Annotated in this window: 14 protein-coding genes; 6 read left to right on the forward strand and 8 right to left on the reverse strand. The window is 63.5% G+C overall.

Annotation, left to right across the window (positions count from 1 at the left end; all coding sequences use genetic code 11):
- Window positions 1-89 precede the first annotated feature (89 nt).
- On the reverse strand, window positions 90-359 hold the full coding sequence (locus PVE35_RS14795) for a DUF2798 domain-containing protein (RefSeq protein WP_268182922.1): 270 nt from the start codon (window positions 357-359) through the stop codon (window positions 90-92).
- A 102-nt stretch (window positions 360-461) separates the two neighbouring features.
- Between PVE35_RS14795 and PVE35_RS14800 the strand changes: the two genes are divergently transcribed.
- The 3 genes from PVE35_RS14800 (at window position 462) to PVE35_RS14810 (ending at window position 2,884) form a co-directional block, all read left to right on the forward strand.
- Window positions 462-1,427, forward strand: a complete 966-nt coding sequence (locus tag PVE35_RS14800; RefSeq protein WP_277372237.1) for a LysR family transcriptional regulator — start codon at window positions 462-464, stop codon at window positions 1,425-1,427.
- A 110-nt stretch (window positions 1,428-1,537) separates the two neighbouring features.
- Complete coding sequence (locus PVE35_RS14805; protein WP_013716543.1) at window positions 1,538-1,885, forward strand: cupin domain-containing protein; 348 nt, start codon at window positions 1,538-1,540, stop codon at window positions 1,883-1,885.
- Window positions 1,886-2,062: 177 nt separating this feature from the next.
- Window positions 2,063-2,884 carry an HDOD domain-containing protein gene (locus tag PVE35_RS14810; RefSeq protein ID WP_277372238.1) on the forward strand — a complete coding sequence of 274 codons (822 nt, stop codon included), beginning with the start codon at window positions 2,063-2,065 and terminating at the stop codon, window positions 2,882-2,884.
- 122 nt (window positions 2,885-3,006) lie between these two features.
- On the opposite strand, the gene PVE35_RS14815 is transcribed toward PVE35_RS14810, so the two are convergent.
- Entirely contained in the window at window positions 3,007-3,429 is a 423-nt protein-coding gene (locus tag PVE35_RS14815) for a transcriptional regulator (RefSeq protein ID WP_277372239.1), read from the reverse strand.
- 119 nt (window positions 3,430-3,548) lie between these two features.
- Here PVE35_RS14815 and PVE35_RS14820 point away from each other — a divergent pair, with 119 nt between their 5' ends.
- On the forward strand, window positions 3,549-4,019 hold the full coding sequence (locus PVE35_RS14820; protein WP_268182915.1) for a Bro-N domain-containing protein: 471 nt from the start codon (window positions 3,549-3,551) through the stop codon (window positions 4,017-4,019).
- A gap of 228 nt (window positions 4,020-4,247) precedes the next feature.
- Here PVE35_RS14820 and PVE35_RS14825 read toward each other — a convergent pair whose 3' ends face one another.
- On the reverse strand, window positions 4,248-4,892 hold the full coding sequence (locus tag PVE35_RS14825; protein ID WP_277372240.1) for a YecA family protein: 645 nt from the start codon (window positions 4,890-4,892) through the stop codon (window positions 4,248-4,250).
- A 145-nt stretch (window positions 4,893-5,037) separates the two neighbouring features.
- Here PVE35_RS14825 and PVE35_RS14830 point away from each other — a divergent pair, with 145 nt between their 5' ends.
- On the forward strand, window positions 5,038-7,047 hold the full coding sequence (locus PVE35_RS14830) for a U32 family peptidase (protein WP_277372241.1): 2,010 nt from the start codon (window positions 5,038-5,040) through the stop codon (window positions 7,045-7,047).
- An 8-nt stretch (window positions 7,048-7,055) separates the two neighbouring features.
- Here the strand turns inward: PVE35_RS14830 and PVE35_RS14835 are convergent, their stop codons facing one another.
- From PVE35_RS14835 to PVE35_RS14850, 4 genes are all read right to left on the reverse strand, one after another.
- On the reverse strand, window positions 7,056-9,134 hold the full coding sequence (locus tag PVE35_RS14835; protein ID WP_277372242.1) for a patatin-like phospholipase family protein: 2,079 nt from the start codon (window positions 9,132-9,134) through the stop codon (window positions 7,056-7,058).
- 365 nt (window positions 9,135-9,499) lie between these two features.
- Window positions 9,500-10,030 carry a DUF1697 domain-containing protein gene (locus PVE35_RS14840; protein WP_277372243.1) on the reverse strand — a complete coding sequence of 177 codons (531 nt, stop codon included), beginning with the start codon at window positions 10,028-10,030 and terminating at the stop codon, window positions 9,500-9,502.
- Between the two features lie 21 nt (window positions 10,031-10,051).
- On the reverse strand, window positions 10,052-11,365 hold the full coding sequence (locus PVE35_RS14845; protein ID WP_268182905.1) for a PAS domain-containing methyl-accepting chemotaxis protein: 1,314 nt from the start codon (window positions 11,363-11,365) through the stop codon (window positions 10,052-10,054).
- 118 nt (window positions 11,366-11,483) lie between these two features.
- Window positions 11,484-11,780 (reverse strand): putative quinol monooxygenase, encoded by a 297-nt coding sequence (locus PVE35_RS14850; RefSeq protein WP_277372244.1) that lies wholly within the window; start codon window positions 11,778-11,780, stop codon window positions 11,484-11,486.
- Between the two features lie 150 nt (window positions 11,781-11,930).
- Here PVE35_RS14850 and PVE35_RS14855 point away from each other — a divergent pair, with 150 nt between their 5' ends.
- Entirely contained in the window at window positions 11,931-12,518 is a 588-nt protein-coding gene (locus PVE35_RS14855) for an NAD(P)H-dependent oxidoreductase (RefSeq protein WP_277372245.1), read from the forward strand.
- A gap of 9 nt (window positions 12,519-12,527) precedes the next feature.
- On the opposite strand, the gene PVE35_RS14860 is transcribed toward PVE35_RS14855, so the two are convergent.
- Window positions 12,528-13,376 (reverse strand): CAP domain-containing protein, encoded by an 849-nt coding sequence (locus PVE35_RS14860; RefSeq protein ID WP_268182899.1) that lies wholly within the window; start codon window positions 13,374-13,376, stop codon window positions 12,528-12,530.
- Between the last annotated feature and the right edge of the window lie 162 nt (window positions 13,377-13,538).

A 13,538-nucleotide genomic window follows, 5' to 3' on the forward strand; every position in this document is an offset into this window, starting at 1 on the left:
TCATTACTCTCAGACTAGTAGCAAAGTGAAGCCAATGCTCTCGTTCTTTTGGCGTAAGAATGCCGCAGCCCAACAGGCGATATGCGCTCTCAGGGCGCACGCACGGTCAGGCTCACCAGCCTGATCACGATGGGCCGCACCAGCATCACGCAAACGAAGGCCACCGGCATCGCCAGGCTGTAGGCACCGAGCACCGCCTGCAGGTAACCCTGGCCCAGGCCACGGTTGGCAGCGGTGATCACCAGCGACATGAGCATGGCCATGATGCCCGACATGAAGAAGGCGAAGGCCACCGGCATGGCGCGGGCGGGCAACTTCCAGCTACGCGTGGCGGCTGGCGTGAGGTTGAGGTCTGACATGTTGAAACTCCCGGTTAGTTGAGGGTGTTGGCACTCTAGCGACGAAGGCAATTGCGACGGTAGAGGCCGCCAGGTAAGTTGAATATCAAGTTCAACTTACGAATGGCCACCCCATTGGAAAGCAAAAGCACGGATACCCTGCGCGGTCTGGAAAGCTTCGTGAAGGCCGTGGAGAGCGGCAGCATCGCCGCGGGTGCACGCCTGCTGGGCATCAGCGCGGCGGCCGCGAGCCAGAACATCGCCCGCCTGGAGCAGAGTCTGGGCGTGCGCCTGCTGACTCGTACCACGCGCCGCCTGGCGCTCACCGATGCCGGTGCGTCGTACTTCGAGCGCGTGCAGGGCGCGCTGCAGGAGCTGGAACTGGCCCGCGCCGCCGTCGCCGATCTGCAGGACGAACCGCGCGGCCTGCTGCGCATCGCAGCCAGTGCCGCCTTCGGCCGCCACGTACTGGCCCCGCTGATTCCGGGTTTCATGGCGCGCCATCCGCGCATTCGCTGCGAACTGCTGACCACCGATGGCAGCGTCGACCATATTCAGGAGGGCGTGGATCTCAGCATTCATATCCAGCAGCAGCTACAGGACGGCCTGGTGGCCCGGCGCATCGCCACCGCGCAGACACGCTTCTGCGCGGCCCCGGCCTATCTGCAGCGCGCCGGGCGCCCCAGCGAGCCAGAGGAACTGCGCGATCACGACTGCCTGCTGTTTCGCATCCCCTACGATGGGCGCTTCCTGCGCTGGGGCTTCGCCCGCGAAGGCGTGCACTTCGAGCCCCAGGTGCGCGTCAGCATGAGCAGCAACGACATCGACGCCCTCGCCCAATGCGCCGCGGCCGGCGGCGGCATCACCCGGCTGGCGTCCTTCGTCGCCGATCCCTACCTGGCCCGCGGCGAACTGCTGGAGCTGTTCTCCTCGTCCACCCCCACGCATGGCCGGGCAACCAGTGCCCCATTGGATTACTACCTGTGCGTGCGCGACCGCTACGAGCTGACGCCCAAGGTGCGCCTGTTCATGGACTATCTGCAGCAACACCTGCCCGCCGAGCTCAAACCACGTAGCGGAGCAAGCTGACAGGCGAGAGCACAGCGCAAACGGCTAGGCAGAGGTCGAGCCCAGACAATTTCCCCGTGCCCACGCAGCCTATGGTGAAGGCCCTTTTTCATTCGTACCGGGAGCCAGACATGGCCAACAAACCGATCACCGTCCTGCGCGACACCCAGCCGATGCCCGTCGTCGATGCCTGCAAATGGGAGCGCATCGAAGGTGACCCGCACACCGTCAACCTCAACGCCTACACCTCTGATGACGGCAGCAAGATCATGGGCACCTGGATCTGCACCCCCGGCAAGTGGCGCGTCGAGTACGTGAAGTGGGAGTACTGCCACTTCCAGGAAGGCTACTGCATCATCACCCCGGACGGCATGGAGCCGATCCACCTCAAGGCCGGCGACATCTTCGTGGTCGAACCGGGCATGAAAGGCACCTGGGAAGTGGTGGAAACGGTGCGCAAGTACTTCGTCTTCGCCTGACCCCCTGGCGGGCGCCGAGGCCATCGCCCCGGCCCCGCTGGACGGCAGCGGACTGCCACCTCCCCCCGCCTGATCGGCAACCTTCTCTCCCTCTGAACGACGCCTCGAGACTGGCATGCGTGTATGGCCTGACTATGCTCAAGTCATTGTCCACAGCGCGTCGGAGCGGAGTCATTCATGAACATCGAAAGCCTGTTTGCCGAACTGCACAGCCTGCCCAGCATTCCCAAGGTGGCGCAGGAGCTGATCCAGCAATTCGACAACCCCACTTCCAGCCTGGAAAGCGTGGCACGCAACATCGAGCGCGACCCGGTGATCGCCGCCAAGGTGCTGCGCCTGGCCAACTCGGCGCGCTTTCGCGGTGCGCGCGAGGCTACCAGCGTCGAGGATGCCGCCATGCGCCTGGGCTTCAACACCCTGCGCACCCTGGTGATGGCCTCGGCGGTCACCGGCGCCTTCAAGGTGGACACCGGCTTCGATCTCAAGAGCTTCTGGATCCACAGCTTCCGCGTGGCGAGCATCGCCCGCACCCTGGCCAAGCAACTCAAGCTCGATGCCGACGCTGCATTCACCTGCGGCATGATGTACAACATCGGTGAATTACTGATCCAGGCCGGCGCACCGGACTTCGCCCGCAAGCTCAACCGCCAGCCGCAGCGTGAAGCTGCCGCCCATGCCGCTGAGGAAACCCTGCAACTGGGCTTCGGCTACCCCGAGGTAGGCGCCGAACTGGCGCGCCGCTGGCAACTGCCCAAACTGATCCAGAACGCCATCGCCTACCAGGCCCGCCCCAACGCCGCACCGGACGATGGCCGCTATGCACGCCTGGTGGCCCAGGCCGTGGCGGTCGGCGAAGCGCTGGAAGCCGATGGCCTCGGCGAAAAGGCCCAGAAGAGCCTGGAAGGCCCGCTTTTCGAGGAAGTCGATCTCGCCGCCCTGTTCACCGCCCTGCCCGCCGTGCTGGAAGCGGACAAGGCCTTCGCCGAACTGCTGGGCTGAGGCTAGGCTTTTTGCCACTGTAGGAGCGAAGGGGACGCCTAGCCTTTATTCGCGACAGGCTTTGGCTCGGTGCCCGGCCATGATCGCGAACAAATCCGCGCCTACACAGGTTTGAGGAACGCTCAGCCCTTGCCGCCGGGCTTCTTCCCGCTATCGACCTTGGCCGCCACGGCCAAGGCCATCACCACCTCGCGCGCCACCTTGCGTTGCACGGGCGGCAGCGCCAGAAAGGCCTCGATGACCTCACGCTCCTGATAGTGCTTGGGATCCTCCCAGCGGCCGCGCTGCTCGCGCACGGCAAGCGCGGCCTGCTCACCAAAGCGCAGCACCTGCGGCTCGATGCGCAGCCACTCGGCCAGCACCTGCAACTTCTCCTGAGAGGGAATGGACTCGCCACGCAACCAGCGCGACACAGCCTGAAAGGTCACGGAGCGCCCCCAATAGCGTGAGTTGAACTCACGTTCGAGCACGGCTGGGCGATCAGGATAGCCGGCCGCGAGCATGGCACTGCGCAGGCGTTGGGCGAATTCGATTTTCTCGGTCATGGAGGCGGACGTTAAATTCCGCTTCCATGCTTGATTGAACAGTCAGTTGTATTTTAAATGAAATTCATGGTTTCATCGCCATTCGACAGGCTGTTGTACCACGCACTAGGGAGGGCGCCATGACCAGTCCGATCCACCCGGTTTTTGAAGACATCCGTTTCACCGTGCAGCGCGCGGCCGATGGTCGCTTCTGGTTCGCCGCGCAGCCCGTCTGCCAGGCCCTGGAGCTGAGCGACGAGGATGCCGCCCTGCTGTTGCACTGCCGTCCGGAAGGCATCCTGTTCGGCAACGAGGAAACGCCGCAGGCCATGATCGACCTGGAAAACCTGCTACGTCTGAGCCTCAACGGCAACAACGCACGTAGCAGGCGCCTGTTCGCCTGGCTCTGCCAGAGCCTGCTACCCTACCTGTTCAGTAGCGCCAACCTGCCCAGCTACCGCCAATTGGACATGGCCGAGAAACGCCTGCGCGCCCTCAAGTGGCACGACGATTGGTGGTTGTCGATGGACGATGTGATGCAGGTATTCGGCAGCCGGCCGGAGTTGCTGAACGTACAGCCAGCCAATGAACTGGTTTCGCTGGATCGCTAGGGTCTGTTGCCGTTCCGACGCGAGCCGCGTTGCTGCGCCAAATTGCGCCGGGCTAGGCGCGGGATGGATGGTCGTTCCCTTGCCAAATCCCGCAACGACGCATGGCGCAACTTGCCGCGCAACCCGAAGGAGAGGGCCAGCTTTTGCGCGCTCTGCTTCAAACGATCACGCAGGCAGGCGATTACGGCGCAGGTTCGACTCGGCAATCACTGAGCAACCGCCCTCGACTCAAGGCATGCAGCACTGCTTGTATTTCTTGCCACTGCCGCAGGTGCAGGGGTCGTTGCGGCCGACCTTGGCCTCTTCGCGGCGTACCGGCAGCAAGGGATCCAGGTTCTGCTGCCAGTACTGGTAGAGCTCGACGGCGGCGGGTTCGATCATCGCCGTGCAGGCGTCGTATTCGGCATCCGACATGGCCTTGAGCGTCTCGCTGCCACTTTCGTCGCCGTGCAGGATGATCAGATTCAAGGCCACGGCAACCGAGTCGGGCAGCGCCGCCTCCAGCCAACCGGCCACCGCGGCACCGCGCAGGTAGCCCGCGCACCACTCGGAAACGATCAGCTTCTCGCCCTTGCCGTTGTCGTCGGCGAGGAAGATCGCCTCGTAGTCGTCGGGCTCCTCGGCGAGCATGTAGGCCGCCTCGCTCATCAGCTCGACCGCCAGCTTCATGAAGCGCTCGCCATCCTTGTCGCTCGGCCATTGCGGCGGCTGGTCGGCCCAGATCGCCGCATACCATACGGCCGGCGCGACCTGGCGCGGCGCTGAGACGATGGCGGCAAAGAAGCCATCCAGCTCACTGGCGGACAGGATCGAGTGATCGTTGCCGTATTTGAGCAGCCATTGATCGAGCGTCTCCAAGCCTCTGTTGTCCATCGCCACACCTCCGTCTGAAAAAAAGTCGCTACTGTAACTGCATCGGCGCGTATTGCCAGCCGCCCGGCATCTGGCGAGTGCCCTCACCGCCGCCGCCCGCTACAATGCGCCCCTTGCCCGTGTCGCCTGATAAAGAAAAAACACCATGTCCTTGCCCAAGCACCACCTGGAACTGCTCAGCCCTGCCCGCGATGTCGAGATCGCCCGCGAGGCCATCCTGCATGGCGCCGACGCCGTCTATATCGGCGGCCCCAGCTTCGGCGCACGGCACAATGCCTGCAACGAGGTGAGCGATATCGCCAGGCTGGTGGAATTCGCCCGCCGCTACCACGCGCGCATTTTCACCACCCTCAACACCATCCTGCATGACGACGAGCTGGAGCCGGCACGCGCGCTGATCCACCAGCTTTACGACGCGGGGGTGGATGCGCTGATCGTGCAGGACATGGGGGTGATGGAGCTGGACATTCCGCCCATCGAGCTGCATGCCAGCACCCAGACCGATATCCGCACCCTGGCACGGGCGAAATTCCTCGACCAGGCCGGTTTCTCCCAGCTAGTGCTGGCGCGCGAGCTGAATCTGCAGGAAATCCGCGCCATCAGTGACGCCACCGATGCCGCCATCGAGTTCTTCATCCACGGCGCGCTGTGCGTGGCCTTCTCCGGCCAATGCAACATCTCCCACGCCCAGACCGGACGCAGCGCCAACCGTGGCGACTGCTCCCAGGCCTGCCGCCTGCCCTACACCCTCAAGGACGAGAAAGGCGGGGTGATCGCCTACGAAAAACACCTGCTGTCGATGAAGGACAACAACCAGAGCGCCAACCTGCGCGCCCTGGTGGAGGCCGGCGTGCGCTCGTTCAAGATCGAGGGGCGCTACAAGGACGTGGCCTACGTGAAGAACATCACCGCCCACTACCGCCGCGAACTCGACGCCATCCTCGAGGATCGCCCGGACCTGGCCCGCGCCTCCAGCGGCCGCACCGCGCACTTCTTCGTGCCCGACCCGGACAAGACCTTCCACCGCGGCAGCACCGACTATTTCGTCACCGAGCGCAAGGTGGACATCGGCGCCTTCGACTCACCCACCTTTACCGGCCTGCCGGTCGGGCATGTGGAGAAGGTCAACAAGCACGACCTGATCGCCGTCACCCATGAGCCGCTGTCCAACGGCGACGGCCTCAACGTGCTGGTCAAGCGCGAGGTGGTGGGCTTTCGCGCCAACATCTGCGAACTCAAGGGTGAGTTCGAGGAAGACGGCGAGAAGCGCTACCGCTACCGCGTCGAGCCCAACGAGATGCCCGAAGGGCTGCTGCGCCTGCGCCCGAATCACCCGCTGAGCCGCAACCTCGACCACAACTGGCAACAGGCGCTGCAACGCACCAGCGCAGAGCGCCGCATCGGCCTGAGCTGGAAGGCCGTGCTACGTGAGGACGCCCTGACGCTTACCGCCACCAGCGAAGAAGGCATCAGCGTCGAGGTCGCCCTGCACGGCCCGTTCGGCGCGGCCAACAAGCCGGAACAGGCGCTCGATGGCCTGCGCGACCTGCTCACCCAGCTCGGCACCACCATCTACCACGCCCAGGGTGTGACCCTCGATGCACCGCAGGCGTTCTTCGTGCCCAACTCGCAACTCAAGGCGCTGCGCCGCGAGGCCATCGACAAGCTCACCGAGGCCCGCGTCGCCGCGCACCCGCGTGGCCGCCGCAAGGCCGAGAGCGACCCGGCGCCGGTGTACCCGGAATCGCACCTGTCGTTCCTCTACAACGTCTACAACCAGAAGGCCCGCGACTTCTACCATCGCCATGGCGTGCAACTGATCGACGCGGCCTACGAAGCGCACGAGGAAGCCGGCGAAGTACCGGTGATGATCACCAAGCACTGCCTGCGCTTCTCCTTCAACCTGTGCCCGAAGCAGGCCAAGGGTGTGACCGGCGTGCGCACCAAGGTGGCGCCGATGCAGTTGGTGCACGGCGATGAGGTGCTGACCCTGAAGTTCGACTGCAAGCCCTGCGAGATGCACGTGATCGGCAAGATGAAGGGGCACATCCTCGACCTGCCGCAACCGGGCAGCGCCGCCACTCAGGTGGTCGGCCATATCAGCCCGGACGACCTGCTCAAGACCATCCGCCAGAAGCCGGGCTACAGCCACTGAGCCCGGGCTTAAAGCTCATCGTTGGGCAGATCGATCTCCAGCTTGCCGTTGGTCAGCTCCGTCAACTTGCGCAGGATCACCAGCCTGCGCTGCAAGCCTGGCCGCCGCTCGTCGATGGTGTAGGTTCGGCGCCCGCCCTGGGTCTTGGGCCCGCGCCAGAGCATGTCGGCACGGCGCTCGAGAAACAGCAGCACCTGCTGCCTGTCCAGCCGGGTCTCCGCCACCAGGCCATCGACGGTACGCAGGTCATGGGCCGGCGAGCAGAGTGCCGCCAGCAGCGTGCGCTCTTCTTCGTTGAGCTTGTGCGGCACGCTGCCCCTGAGGCTCATCAGTTGATCGCGTGTCAGCAGTTCGCTGAGCAGGGTGAAGCGGATCATGTCCTCGACGCCGCCCTTGCCCCAGATGGACCAGGCCAGCCGCATCAGCCCTTTTACCAACGGTTTGCTCACCTGCTGGCGCAATAGCTGCGGCACCAGCACATTGGCGCGCACCATGGCCTTGGCCACCACTTCCTCGACCTCGCTGCGCAGCACCCTGGGCCAGGGCAGTGGCTGGATCGGCGATACCGCCGCGCCCACCAGCGGAATCAGCGGCCGCGAGGCCACCCCGCCTGGGCTGCAGCTAAAGCCTTTGAGGTGCGACGCCTTCAGGCAGTCGTAACCTTGCTGCACGACCTGATAAGACTCGGGCAGAGCGAAATACTCCATCAGAAAGCGCTGACAATTGAGCCGACCGAGTTGGTAATCGTGGGCGCGAAAGCGTTCGCTGAGAAACCCGCCGAAGCCCCCCAGCAGGCCACAGGCAATGCCGTAGCGTTGCGCGTTGCCCTGTTCGTCATAGCGACGCGGAGCAATGAGGAAACGGCTGTAGGACAGCTCCATGGCCGCGACGATCTCATCCAGCTTGCAGCGCGCCTGACTCTTCATGGCCGGCAGGATCTTGCCGATGACTGACATGAGGCTCAGATCCAGCGCATCGGTCAGCGGGTACGGATCGGCTTCGGGAAAGGGGTCAATCATGATCACCGCACGATCGACGCACTCGCCCCCATCCTCGGTGCGTGGGTTGGAACGAGGTGGGTTCTCCATCAGGGTCCAGCGGGCCAGCTCGAAGGGCTCGTTGTTCAGCACTCCGCCGTCGACCGTGACATAGGAGATGGGCGGGTTGTCCGGCCCCTTCAATTGCTCGGGGAAGCTCGGCTCCAGGCGCGGCGAAGCCCCCGGCCTGTACAAGCTGACCAGCGGCCAACTGCGCTTTGCGTGCTCATGATAGGTCTGCCCGCTGATACTGCGGGCACTGAGGCCAACAGGGAAGGCGCCAGAGCCCAGTGCCGCAGCGGCATACCTCTGCCACTCACCCGGCAGCCTGCCTTGCATACCCTGCAACTGATGCACGGACAGGGTGAAGCGCTCGAGGCACTCATTGTCGGCCCAGGGGCTCGCTACCGGCGTACTGCCCAGGCCCTCGAGCCGGTAGTGCACCCGATCCGCGTGCAACCGCATCGGGTAGCCCGGCTGCCCCTGTGCGCCCCCCTGGAAGTGCGCTTCATAGGGCACACCGCGCAGGTTGGTATGGGTCATGAACAGATGCAGCCCCTGGGCGATATAGGGCCGTGGCTCGGCGAGCTGGCCGAGCCCGAGGAAGGTCTTGTCGACGATGCCATCGAGCACGCTGCTGTCGAGCAGCGATTGCACTGGCACGGGTTTCTTGTCCGGGCCAATACGTTTCAGGTCAGCGAGCCCCAGCAGATCCGGCCCACCCTTCGGCGCGACGAAACTGGGCAAGCGCACCCAGGCCTGGTAGAGGCGCGGCAGGCTGTAGTCGACCCGGCCCAGCTCGGGGTAATTCTGCCAGCCGGGCTTGAAGCCCTCAGCCAGTGCCGGCAGGGCCAGTGCCCCGGTCATTGCGCCGGCCGAGGCGCCGGAGATGACCGTTACCACGACCTCATGCTCGGGCACCGCTTCGCCCTTGTCCTTGGCCTGCTGCCACTCGTCCAGCGCATACAGCAGAAAATCCAGCACACCGGCGCTGTAAGCCCCTGCCGAGATGGCCCCAGCCATCGTGATACCGATACGAAACGGCTCCATGATCTATCCCCTCCCCGCTTTCCATGCAGTCATACAGACCCATACCCTGACCGCGACGGATGTAGCATAGCCACCATTTCGCCAACTTTTTGCCGGAGCTGGCCAGGTACGGCCTTCCCCTCAGGCAAAAAGACAAAATAATGACACCCGGGTACAGACCCAGGCCAAAGGCCAGATGGCCTCAGCAGTGTCTGCATTGCGCCCCCAGCACGATGAGGCAGTCCTTACCTCCAAAAGTGTCAGGCCAAGACTGCCGGTTGAAGTCGACTCGAGGTCAAGCACCCAATATGGGGTATCGGTCGGCGACGGCTGAGAGCCGCTCAGAAGAGTGCCGGGATAAAGCCTCTGGCTCCAGAAGCCTTTTTCTATTTCCCCATCTTCTTGAGGACCTTCTCGAAGGTATTGATGTTGCGGCTGGTGAAGCGGTCCTTGAGACTTTTTCTGCCCAGGATTTTGCCGAAAGCAGAATCCAGGGTATTGCCTTTCGGCACCTGCCAATAGAAGACATTGTTCACGATGGCAGCCTCCTCGTGCTCCGCTTTGGAGGCCGCGTCGAATTCCTGCATCAGCACTTGTGCTATGTCCGCATTGCCGACAAAGGCATAGACATGAAGCTCATCCTTCTGCACAAAAGGATTGCTGTCACGGAGGCTTTCTATTTCCTGCCGAGACTTGACGAACAGGAAGGCCTCATAGGCAAACCGCTGCGCCATGGCGTTTTCAAGAACCCGCCTCGATGCTTCAGCCTGTTCAGCCGACGTGAAGACGATGTTTCCAGAAGCCAGTACGGAACTGACCGCCTCCATCCCGGCGTCGACGAATACCTGACAGACATCCGCCATTTTCATGGTGGTGCCCCTTACATTGACGCCGCGCAGAAACGCACAGTACTTCATGACTTGTCCTTGAAAGGCAGGCTATTTCAACTGGCTGGCGAAGCGCTCCACGGCACCCAGCACTTGCTTGGCGCCCTGGCGGATTTCCACGATCACGTCACCGGCCTGGTTGGCCAGTTCCAGGCCCGCTTCGGCCTGGGCGCGGCTGCTGACCATGTTGCTCACGGCGGCGTCCACCAGCTTCTGGTTGTCCTGCACCACGCCGACGATTTCTTCGGTGGCCTTGCTGGTGCGGCTGGCGAGTTGGCGCACCTCGTCGGCCACCACGGCGAAGCCACGGCCCTGTTCGCCCGCCCGCGCCGCCTCGATGGCCGCGTTGAGCGCCAGCAGGTTGGTCTGCTGGGCGATACCGCCGATGGTCTGCACCATGGTGCTGATGAGGATCGACTGCTTGCCCAGCGCCTCGATGCCCTCGCTGGCCGCGGTCATTTCCTGGGAAATGCGCTGCATGGTCTGCACCGTCTCGGTCACCACCTGGGCACCGCGCTGGGCATTGCTGTCGGTCTGCTGGGAAATGCCGTAAGCGGTCTCGGCGGCGTCGTTGACCTCCTGCTCGCGGTTGACCTGGTCGGTGATCACCGTGGCGAACTTGACCATCTTGTACAAGCGATTCTGCGTATCGTGCACCGGATTGTAGGTGGCCTCCAACCAGACCACCCGGCCATGGCTGTCCACGCGCTTGAAGCGCCCGGCGACGAACTCACCACGGTTGAGCCGCTCCCAGAACTGGGCGTACTCCGCGGAGGAGGACTCCTGCGGCTCGCAGAATATGCGGTGATGCTTGCCCTGGATCTGTTGCAGGCTATAGCCCATGGTGTCGAGGAACGCCTGGTTGGCCTTGAGCACATGCCCCTTGAGGTCGAACTCGATCACCGCCGTGGAACGCATCAGAGCGTTAATGAAATCCTCGTTCTCGCGCGCCTTGTTCATGCTCTCGGTCACGTCACTGCCCACGCACTGAACGTGGCGCACCGCGCCACGCTCGTCCGCCACGGGTTGCCAGCAGGCCTGAATCCACACCAGCGCACCGTCATTGCGCAGGAAACGGTAGCGATCGCTCACCGAACGACCGGAGCCTATGGCTGCACTGAGGTTCTTGAAGCACGGCAGATCCTTGACGTAGCTCGGCACGATATCGCTGAGCGGGCGACCCTTGAGTTGCTCGGGGGTATAGCCGACGAAACGGGCGAAGTTGTCGTTGACCTCGACGATATGCCATGCAGGGTCGATGGAGAGCATGATCATCTGCGCCTGGATGCCCTGATAGAGCTGCTTGTAGAGAGACAGCTCAGCGTCCCTTTCCTGCAATTCCTTTTTCAAACGGTTACCGAACATGACTTTCTCCGCAAGCGATCCCAACCAGATGATCGGCAGGCCTCGGCATTTGTTGAGGCCAGCCTGCATCAAGCATAGAAGGTTGATCGTGCAGCGTGACACGCGCGTACCAGAAGTTTCAGATGGCAGGCCCCAGCACCTCGACCGCCCGCACCTGCAGTTCAGCGCGCAGGTAGTCCATACGCCGCTCATGGAAGGCGCGCATGTGCGGCAGGGCCATGTGCGCGTCCAGCGCGGCCTGCGAGGCCCATACCTCGTAGAAGATGAACAGGGTCGGATCCTGCGCGTCGCGCAGCATGTGATATTCGAGGCAGCCAGGCTCGCCGCGGCTGGGCTCGATGTAGTCGCGGAACAGGCACTCGAAGGCGTCGGCCCGCTCGGGCCGGGTGTGGGCGTGAAGGATGAAGGCGTACATGGAGGCTCCATGGGTGAACGGAGCCCTCAGATTACTGCAGGGTTAACACTTGATTTCGTGACTTTCAGTCAACAATGATTTGACCGCCTCGGGGTATTTCACACGCGCAGGTCTGGATAACCTGCGGCCCTGTTTTTCTGGAGAACCCCGATGAAAAAGATCCTCCTGCTCGATGGCGGCAAAGCGTTCGCTCATTCCAACGGCCAATACAACGCCACCCTGCACGAAGCCGCCGTGGCCTTTCTCGACCGTGCCGGATTCGACCTCAAGACCACCTTCATCGATGGCGGCTACGACATCGAAGAAGAAGTGCAGAAATTCCTCTGGGCCGACGTGGTCATCTACCAGATGCCTGGCTGGTGGATGGGCGCGCCCTGGACGGTGAAACAGTACCTCGACGAGGTGTTCACCGCCGGCCACGGCAGCCTCTACGCCAACGATGGCCGTACCCGCGCCGATGCCTCGCAGAAGTACGGCAGCGGCGGGCTGATCCAAGGCAAGCAGTACATGCTGTCACTGACCTGGAACGCCCCGCTGCAGGCCTTCGAGGATCCGGCGGACTTCTTCGAGGGCAAGGGGGTGGACGCGGTGTACTTCCCCTTCCACAAGGCCAACCAGTTCCTCGGCATGAACGCCCTGCCCACCTTCATCTGCAACGACGTGATGAAGGTGCCGAACATCGAACGCGACGTGGCACGCTATCAGCAGCACCTGGCAGACGTGTTCGCCGTGGTCTGAGGCAAGCGCTCATCGGCCGCCGAACAGCGCCGTCCAGTAGATGCCGGCGTCGCTCTTCGGGTCGCTGGCGTAGGCGCCGCCAAAGTCGCTGAAGGCGGGATTCATCAGGTTGGCACAATGATCCGGGCTGGTCAGCCAGCCCTGCAGCACGCGCTGCGCCGAGTCCTGCCCGGCGGCGATGTTCTCGCCCACCGTGCCACCCGGGTAGCCGGCCAGTTCGGCACGATCACCCGGTGTACGTCCATCCGGGTCGAGGTGGTCGAAGAAATTGCCATTGGCCATGGCCCGGCTGTGCCCTAATGCCGCCTCGCCCAACGCCTCGTTCCAGGCCAGAGGCGGCGCGGCGGCGAAGCGCTGCTCGCCGCACTGGCGTGCCTGCCCACGGGCCGCGTTGACCTGCTCGAGCAGGTGCTGTCCCTCCACCTTGGCATCCGCCAGCTTGGCACTGAGCAACGGCCGCGCCAGCACCACGCGCCAGTCGCGCCCCACCTGGTTGATGCCGATGTCGACGAACTGCGGATCGAGCAGGATCTGGCAGAAACTCTCGCGCAACGCCTGCATGGCAGCTTGCGCATCACGCGGCCCGGACAGGCTGATGGCCTGCACGGTGACCATGGGGTAAGCCGTCGCCGTCAGCTCCTGCTGCAAATCGCCACTGCCGTTCACCGGCAACTCCAGGCGCTGATCAGCGCTCAAGCCGGGCAGCGGCTCGAACACCTTGCCGGCACAACGCTGCACCTGGCCACGGTATTCGTTGATTGCCGCGATCAGCGGCTCCTGCTGAGCCGCCTGCGCGCCCCAGGCGCAGAGCAATGTCAGCGCGATCAGCAGGCCACACCTTGTAACGCATTTCGTCATAGCGCTCGAACTCCCAGCAACTGTCGTGGAATTGACAGACAATAAGGCCTCGCAGCATAACCGGCCTCTAACGGATCTGCCGGGCCCAGGCAGGACAAGTCTTCCCAGCAGGCGGCAAACTTCGTGCATGATGCTCAGCACGCCTGTTCCGTCACAGGCCAT

This window comes from Pseudomonas sp. AA-38, from assembly GCF_029457475.1.
In the GTDB taxonomy this organism is placed as follows: domain Bacteria; phylum Pseudomonadota; class Gammaproteobacteria; order Pseudomonadales; family Pseudomonadaceae; genus Aquipseudomonas.

Excerpts from the sequence above, each read along its gene's own strand:
- PVE35_RS14795 (WP_268182922.1), bottom strand. The coding sequence starts at position 359 with ATGTCAGACCTCAACCTCACGCCAGCCGCCACGCGTAGCTGGAAGTTG.
- PVE35_RS14800 (WP_277372237.1), top strand. The coding sequence starts at position 462 with ATGGCCACCCCATTGGAAAGCAAAAGCACGGATACCCTGCGCGGTCTG.
- PVE35_RS14805 (WP_013716543.1), top strand. The coding sequence starts at position 1,538 with ATGGCCAACAAACCGATCACCGTCCTGCGCGACACCCAGCCGATGCCC.
- PVE35_RS14810 (WP_277372238.1), top strand. The coding sequence starts at position 2,063 with ATGAACATCGAAAGCCTGTTTGCCGAACTGCACAGCCTGCCCAGCATT.
- PVE35_RS14815 (WP_277372239.1), bottom strand. The coding sequence starts at position 3,429 with ATGACCGAGAAAATCGAATTCGCCCAACGCCTGCGCAGTGCCATGCTC.
- PVE35_RS14820 (WP_268182915.1), top strand. The coding sequence starts at position 3,549 with ATGACCAGTCCGATCCACCCGGTTTTTGAAGACATCCGTTTCACCGTG.
- PVE35_RS14825 (WP_277372240.1), bottom strand. The coding sequence starts at position 4,892 with ATGGACAACAGAGGCTTGGAGACGCTCGATCAATGGCTGCTCAAATAC.
- PVE35_RS14830 (WP_277372241.1), top strand. The coding sequence starts at position 5,038 with ATGTCCTTGCCCAAGCACCACCTGGAACTGCTCAGCCCTGCCCGCGAT.
- PVE35_RS14835 (WP_277372242.1), bottom strand. The coding sequence starts at position 9,134 with ATGGAGCCGTTTCGTATCGGTATCACGATGGCTGGGGCCATCTCGGCA.
- PVE35_RS14840 (WP_277372243.1), bottom strand. The coding sequence starts at position 10,030 with ATGAAGTACTGTGCGTTTCTGCGCGGCGTCAATGTAAGGGGCACCACC.
- PVE35_RS14845 (WP_268182905.1), bottom strand. The coding sequence starts at position 11,365 with ATGTTCGGTAACCGTTTGAAAAAGGAATTGCAGGAAAGGGACGCTGAG.
- PVE35_RS14850 (WP_277372244.1), bottom strand. The coding sequence starts at position 11,780 with ATGTACGCCTTCATCCTTCACGCCCACACCCGGCCCGAGCGGGCCGAC.
- PVE35_RS14855 (WP_277372245.1), top strand. The coding sequence starts at position 11,931 with ATGAAAAAGATCCTCCTGCTCGATGGCGGCAAAGCGTTCGCTCATTCC.
- PVE35_RS14860 (WP_268182899.1), bottom strand. The coding sequence starts at position 13,376 with ATGACGAAATGCGTTACAAGGTGTGGCCTGCTGATCGCGCTGACATTG.